Annotated in this window: 6 protein-coding genes, 1 tRNA gene and 1 rRNA gene; 7 read left to right on the top strand and 1 reads right to left on the bottom strand. The window is 69.6% G+C overall.

Translation table 11 applies throughout. The features are described 5' to 3' along the window. The first annotated feature begins 3 nt into the window (after positions 1-3). The 7 genes from rrf to B9G38_RS13455 all read left to right on the top strand — a co-directional run bounded on the left by rrf (position 4) and on the right by B9G38_RS13455 (position 4,386). Positions 4-125, top strand: a 5S ribosomal RNA gene (gene rrf, locus B9G38_RS13425). A 140-nt stretch (positions 126-265) separates the two neighbouring features. Beyond that, positions 266-341, top strand: a tRNA-Cys gene (locus B9G38_RS13430). Between the two features lie 104 nt (positions 342-445). After that, entirely contained in the window at positions 446-1,270 is an 825-nt protein-coding gene (locus B9G38_RS18085; RefSeq protein WP_086220697.1) for a hypothetical protein, read from the top strand. Positions 1,271-1,361: 91 nt separating this feature from the next. Then, complete coding sequence (locus B9G38_RS13440) at positions 1,362-1,568, top strand: hypothetical protein (protein WP_086220692.1); 207 nt, start codon at positions 1,362-1,364, stop codon at positions 1,566-1,568. Positions 1,569-1,581: 13 nt separating this feature from the next. After that, positions 1,582-2,958: an HD domain-containing protein gene (locus tag B9G38_RS13445; RefSeq protein ID WP_086220693.1), complete on the top strand. Its 1,377-nt coding sequence runs from the start codon at positions 1,582-1,584 to the stop codon at positions 2,956-2,958. An 89-nt stretch (positions 2,959-3,047) separates the two neighbouring features. Then, positions 3,048-3,662: a VOC family protein gene (locus tag B9G38_RS13450; protein ID WP_086220694.1), complete on the top strand. Its 615-nt coding sequence runs from the start codon at positions 3,048-3,050 to the stop codon at positions 3,660-3,662. Between the two features lies 1 nt (position 3,663). Next, positions 3,664-4,386 (top strand): alpha/beta hydrolase, encoded by a 723-nt coding sequence (locus B9G38_RS13455; RefSeq protein ID WP_086220695.1) that lies wholly within the window; start codon positions 3,664-3,666, stop codon positions 4,384-4,386. Between the two features lie 23 nt (positions 4,387-4,409). On the opposite strand, the gene B9G38_RS13460 is transcribed toward B9G38_RS13455, so the two are convergent. Beyond that, positions 4,410-6,021 (bottom strand): SpoVR family protein (locus B9G38_RS13460; RefSeq protein ID WP_086220696.1); only part of this gene is annotated, 1,612 nt, incomplete at its 5' end.

Consider the following 6,021-nt stretch of genomic DNA (forward strand, 5'->3'; position numbering starts at 1 on the left):
CATAAAGGCGGCCAGAGCGGTGGGGACACACCCGTACCCATTCCGAACACGGAAGTTAAGCCCACCAGCGTACCGTGAAGTACTGGAGTGAGCGATCCTCTGGGAACCACGGGTCGCCGCCTGCCCACTCATACGGGAGCCAACTCCCACTTAGCCCACGGACAGCACGTCCGTGGGCTTTCTTCATTTATTCCGAGCCGCACCCACAGCGGCTTCACACGCGACCGCTAGGCTTAAACGCTCGACAGCGGTACGTTCGACTGGCGCCAAGGTGGCAGAGTCCGGTCAGACGCAGCGGCCTGCAGAGCCGCCCAACGCCGGTTCAAATCCGGCCCTTGGCTCTTGTTCTGTACGGAGCGCGACCCGCCAGCGATCCCGCGAACTGACCCGCTTAGTAACCGTTAAACACCGGGTGACCCATGCGTCAACTATGCAACGACGCGCTGTGGCCGTGTTCGTCGCGCTGTTCCTCGCCATCGCGGGCGTGGCCGGCGCGCTGACCGCGACGGCCGAGAGTCCGGAGATAGCGCTCGAAAACCCGGAGATAGACGCTTCTCAGGGCGAATCGATAGATGTCGGCGGCGAGACGTACGTCGTGGCCGGCATCTCGGAAAGCGAGAACGACGACGGGCAGATGGTCATCTCGGGCACGCTCGAACGCAATTTCACGGCTGAAACCTCCGAGACGTGGGCGAACGGGTCCACGGTCTCGGTCGACGACCGCGAGTGGCGCGTCGAGATCCCCGGGGAGAACGCCACCCAGTTCACGCTCGTCGAGGTGCTCGACCGGCAGGCGATACTCGCGGCCGACGACGCGGCCGAAAACGAGACAGTCACGCTTGAGGACGGCGAGTACGTCGCGCTGACCGACGACTCGGGCGAGCGGACGCTGGTGCCGGTCGGCGAGTACTTCCCCGTGCCCGAGGAGCGGACCCACGCGGTGGGCGAAACGCTCGAGTACGGCGGACAGACGGTTACGGTCGACGACGTGACGGCCGGCGGCGCGGTTCTCGTGTGGGAGACCACCGAGACGGAGACGGTCGAGATCGCCCAGCAGTCGACGGTGACGATCGGCGACACGGACTACGTCGCGCACTTCCCCGACGCGTCGACGCTGCGGATGTCGACCGACATCGAGGCGTACGAGGCGCAGGTCACCGAGATGGAACGGTTCGACCGGTACAACAGCGGCCTCTCGCGCGTGCTCGTCCTCTCGGTCCTGTCGTCGATCATGCTCGCCGGGATGGCGTTCATCCCGTCGCGGTACTGACCGGCGATCGGACGACCGATCGCGTTTCGGCCGCAGTTCGACGCTCGATTTTCACCGACAGCCACTACCCGCCCGGCCCGCTATCGGGACCATGACTTCGACAACGGAGAAGGTGCGACAGCTCGCTCCGCACTGGGCGGTGATGTTCGTCGTCATGTTCGTCGCGCTGGCGCTCGTCGAGCGTGTCGTCGGCGGGCTCGGACTTGCGGCGTCGTTGGTGCTCGTCTTGGCTATCGCCTTCGCCTATCCCTTCGCCGTTCGCGCGCTCGGCGTCGCGCCGGCCGTCTGGCAGCGGTGACCGGGGGCCGCGGATGACGACACAGATCAAAGACCCCGTTCACGGGTACATCGAGCTCGACGACGCGGTCGTCGACCGCGTGATCGACACGTCGCCGTTTCAGCGGCTCAGATACGTCAGACAGCTGTCGGCGACCCACCTCGTCTATCCGGCGGCCAACCACACGCGGTTCGAACACAGCCTCGGCGTCTACCACCTCGGTCGGCGCGTCTTCGAGAACCTCCGCGAGGAGCCGTACTTCACCCGGGAGACGTCGCCGGCGGTCCTCGACGAGATCCAGTCGACGCTGGAGTGTGCGTGCCTGCTCCACGACGTCGGCCACCCGCCGTTCTCGCACGTCTGCGAGCGGCACCTCGACGTCGGTGAACTCCGGGACCGGCTCGCCGCCCGCGGGTTCGTCGCGTCGCTCCGCGAGGCGGGGCTCGGCGACGCGCCCGTTCGCGAGGCGAGTCCGCACGAACTCCTGAGCTGTCTGTTGATCCTCGATTCCTTCGGGGACGCGCTCCGGTCGCTGTCGGTCGACCCGGAGGAGGTGTGCGCGTACGTCCTGGGATACAGTCTGGTGTACGAGCGCGGCGGGCCGTGGCAGCACGGGCTCGGCGCGCAGCTGCTCCACTCGCCGGTCGACGTCGACCGCCTCGATTACATCTCTCGGGACAACTGGATGACGGGCGCGAACGTGTTGAGCTTCGACACCGACCGCATGGTCGAGGCGTACACCGCTCACCCGGACGCGGGGCTCGCGCTCTCGGAGAAGGCGCTCTCGACGCTCGGCAACTACCTCGAAGGCCGAATCGCGCTGTACATGTGGGTGACCCAACACCACAAGTCGGTGTTCGCGAACGCGCTGCTCCGCGATCTCACCGAGCGGGCCGCCGCCCTCACCGGCGATCCGCCGGTGACGGTAGACGGCGTCGTCGACGGGGAGATCGACGACAACACGGTCGCGGAGCGGCTGCGTCGGCTCGCGCGCGACCGGCCGAACACGACGTTCGCGACGCTGTACGAACGGTATCGCGCGCGCCGTTTTCCGACGACCTGCTGGAAACACCGGATCGCCTACGCGGACCGGATCGACGTCGACCGCGAGGCGTTCGGCGAGTGGCTCGTCTCCGGCGCCGACCGCCTCGAACGCGAGCTCGCCGCGGAGCTGGGCGCGCCGGCGCACGACGTGTGGATCGAGCGGTCGTACGTCCCGGAGTACGAGCCCTCGGAGCTGGCCGACATCCCGATCGCGTACGGCGGGACGACGCGGTCGGCGGGCGACTGGGGACTGTACGGGGACCGCGCGTTCGACAGTCCGATCCCGTTCGTCTACGTGCCCGACGGCGACCGGAAGCGCGCGACTCGGTGGCTCGTCGACCGCTTCCGCGCGGAGTACGGCGGCTGATACCGTCGGTCGAGCCGATAACACCGGTGTCAGCCGGTCACCGTCCCGTCCCTTTCGATTTTATACGGCTCGGTCGCCTTCCGATCGGTATGGGCGACGAGAACCCGGCTCCGGTCACGTCGGAGCGTCCGGACGCACCGTTCCACACGAGCGGCACCGACCACATCACGGTCTGGGGGAGCAACGAGGAGGACACGCTCGCCTTCTACCGCGACCTGCTCGGGATGCCGCTCGTGTTGCGGCAGCCGAACCTCGACGACCCCTCGCAGACGCACCTCTTCTTCGACACCGGTGACGGCCGGATCCTTACGGTGTTCGTCAGCGACGAGCGGGCGTCCGCCCGCGGGCAGCGCGTCAGCACGGGCGCCGTCCACCACCTCTGTTTCAGCGTCGAGCCGGACGAGTACGAGGACATCATGGCGGCGCTCGAAGACGCGGGGAAGGGGTACAACGTGTTCGACCGCGGCATCTTCCACTCGATTTACACCCAGGACAACAACGGGCTCGTCATCGAGCTGTCGGCCGACAAGTACGAGATTCCGGACGACCGCAAGGGCGAGGTGCTCGCGACCGCGCAGCGGCTCCGCGAGGAGGACGGGGCCGACTTCGCGCAGGACCGGCACATGGAGGGCGCTTTAGAGGAGCTCGGGCTCCCGGTGAACAAACACGACTTACCCGACGCCGACGCCGGCGTCGGGGTCTGAGATGGCCGGTCGCTCTCCGGGGCCGCACGCCGGCGACGACCCCCACGGGGACGAGCCGCTCGTGACCGCCGGAACGCCGCTCGCCGACGCCGACGCGGCGCTCGTCCTCGTCCACGGGCGCGGCGCGACCGCCCGTAGCGTCGTCGACCTCGGCGAGCAGCTGGCGAGCGAGCGCGACGTCGCCCTCCTCGCACCGTCGGCCGCCGGCAACACCTGGTACCCGAACTCCTTCCTCGCTCCCGTCGCGGACAACGAGCCGGGTCGAAGCTCGGGACTCCGGGCCGTCGGCGCCGCGGTCGACCGCGCGGTCGACGCCGGGATCGCCCGCGACCGCGTCCTCGTCGGCGGCTTCTCGCAGGGCGCCTGCCTCGCGAGCGAGTTCGTCGCGCGGAACCCGACCCGGTACGGCGGGCCCGCGGTTTTCAGCGGCGGGCTGATCGGCGAGGCGGTCGCGGTCGACGACTATCTCGCGGAAGCGACCGCTGGCGGCGGCGGGGCGGGCGAGTCGGCGGACGCCGACGGGGGTCCGCTCGCCGGCACCCCCGCGTTCGTCGGCTGTAGCGACGTCGACCCGCACATTCCGGAAGAGCGGGTCCACGAGACGACCGCGGTGTTGGAGGCGCTCGGCGCCGACGTCGACGAGCGGATCTACGAGGGGATGGGTCACGGGATCAACGACGAGGAAGTCGCGGCCGCGTCGGAACTGGTCGCGTCCCTGCGGTAGCGCTCCCGGTCGGCGCCGCCGGCTCACGCCAGCCAGTCGTCGGGCTTCGTGTCGTAGTCGACCTCGTCGGCGGCGATCCGGGCTTCGATGTCGCCGTCGAGGTCGTGTTCGGTCACCTCGCCGCCGTCGTACTGGTACCGCACGCCGACCTCGGTTCCCTCGGGCTCCTCGCCGCGCCGCTTGGCGCGGCGGACCTCGCCGTCGCCGTACTCGACGCGGACCGTCGCGAGGTTCACCGGGCGTCCCCACAGCTCGAAGACGCGTTTCAGGGTCGCCTTCGCGCGCTCCGCGTCGAGTTCGACCCCGTTGTACCGGTGGCCCAAGAGGAGCTCGCCGCGGTTCCGGAAGTTCCCGTCCAACACGACGACCGTCGGCTTGCCGAAGTTCGTGAACCGGAGGAGGAGCTTCTTCCGCACGTCGTCGGCGTCGACGCTGGCGACGCGGTGCTCCTCGGCGGCCCGGCTGTACTCGTAGGTGAAGTAGTTCCCCTCGCGCACGAACTCCGCGGTGAGGAACGCGTCGATGAACGTCACGTCGTTGTGGCTCTCGCGGACCTCGAACATCCGGTCCCAGCCGGCCGCGCGGTCGACGTCCGCGATCGCCTCCGCGACCGTCTCGTACCGGTCGACGTCGAACAGGTACCGCGCCTGCGCTTCGAGCGACTCCCGCGAGACGTTCCGGAGGGCCCCCCGGTGTTCGGGTCGAGAGAGGACGTAGTGTCGTTCCGCGAGGCCCTCGCGGGTGAGCAGCTTCCACGGGTACCGCTCGATCTCCGGGCCGGCGTCGGGATCCGCCCCGTCGCCGCCGGGGCCCGCGTCCTCCCCGCTCCGCACGGACAGCGCCCGGTCGACCGCCTCGGCGTCGACGCGCGGGTCGCCGTCGGCAGCGAGGTCGGCGAGCGCGTCGAGCGTCGCCGGACCGGCGCCCGCGATCGCCGGGTGCGGTTCGAGCAGGTCCGCGACCTCGTCGAGGTCGATCCGCGAGTGGAAGTTCTCCGGCGTCACGCCCTCGACGCGGAGCAGCTTGTCGACCACCTCCCGGCGGGCGGCCCGCAGCTCCACGTGGGTCCACAGCTCGAAGCCGAGCTTGTACGGGTTGAGGCCGGGCGACCCGAGCACCCGGGACATGTGGTCGGCGTACGTGAGGAACTCGTCCGGGCCGGCGAACCCCTCGCCGCCCATCATCACCGACTCCCAGTAGGTCGCCCACCCCTCGTTCATCACCTTCGTCTGCTTCTGCCCCGCGAAGTAGTACGCCTCCTCGCGGACCGCGTCGATGACGGTCGTCTCCCACGGCTCGCGGTCGACCGCCTTGCCGCTCTCCGGGTCGTACCGCTTCCCGTGGTCGCGCAGGAATGCGAGCACGTCCGGGCGCGGCTCCTCGGGCTCGACGCCCTCGCCGCGAGCGTCGAGCCACTCGTCGTCGAACACGTCGCGGCGCACCTCCTCGGAGAGGTCGAGGTCGTCGATCCGCGCTTCGATCGCCGCCAGCGGGTCGTCGTCCCCGTCGCTCACGTCCGCCGCGACGCCCGGCTCCTCGACGGACCGCGCGGCGTCGACCGGGCTGTGCTGGTCGATCGTGTCTTCGAGGGCGCTCACGGCGTCGATCAGCCGCTCCACCTCGTCGCGGTCGACG

Source organism: Halorubrum sp. SD612 (genome assembly GCF_002135005.1).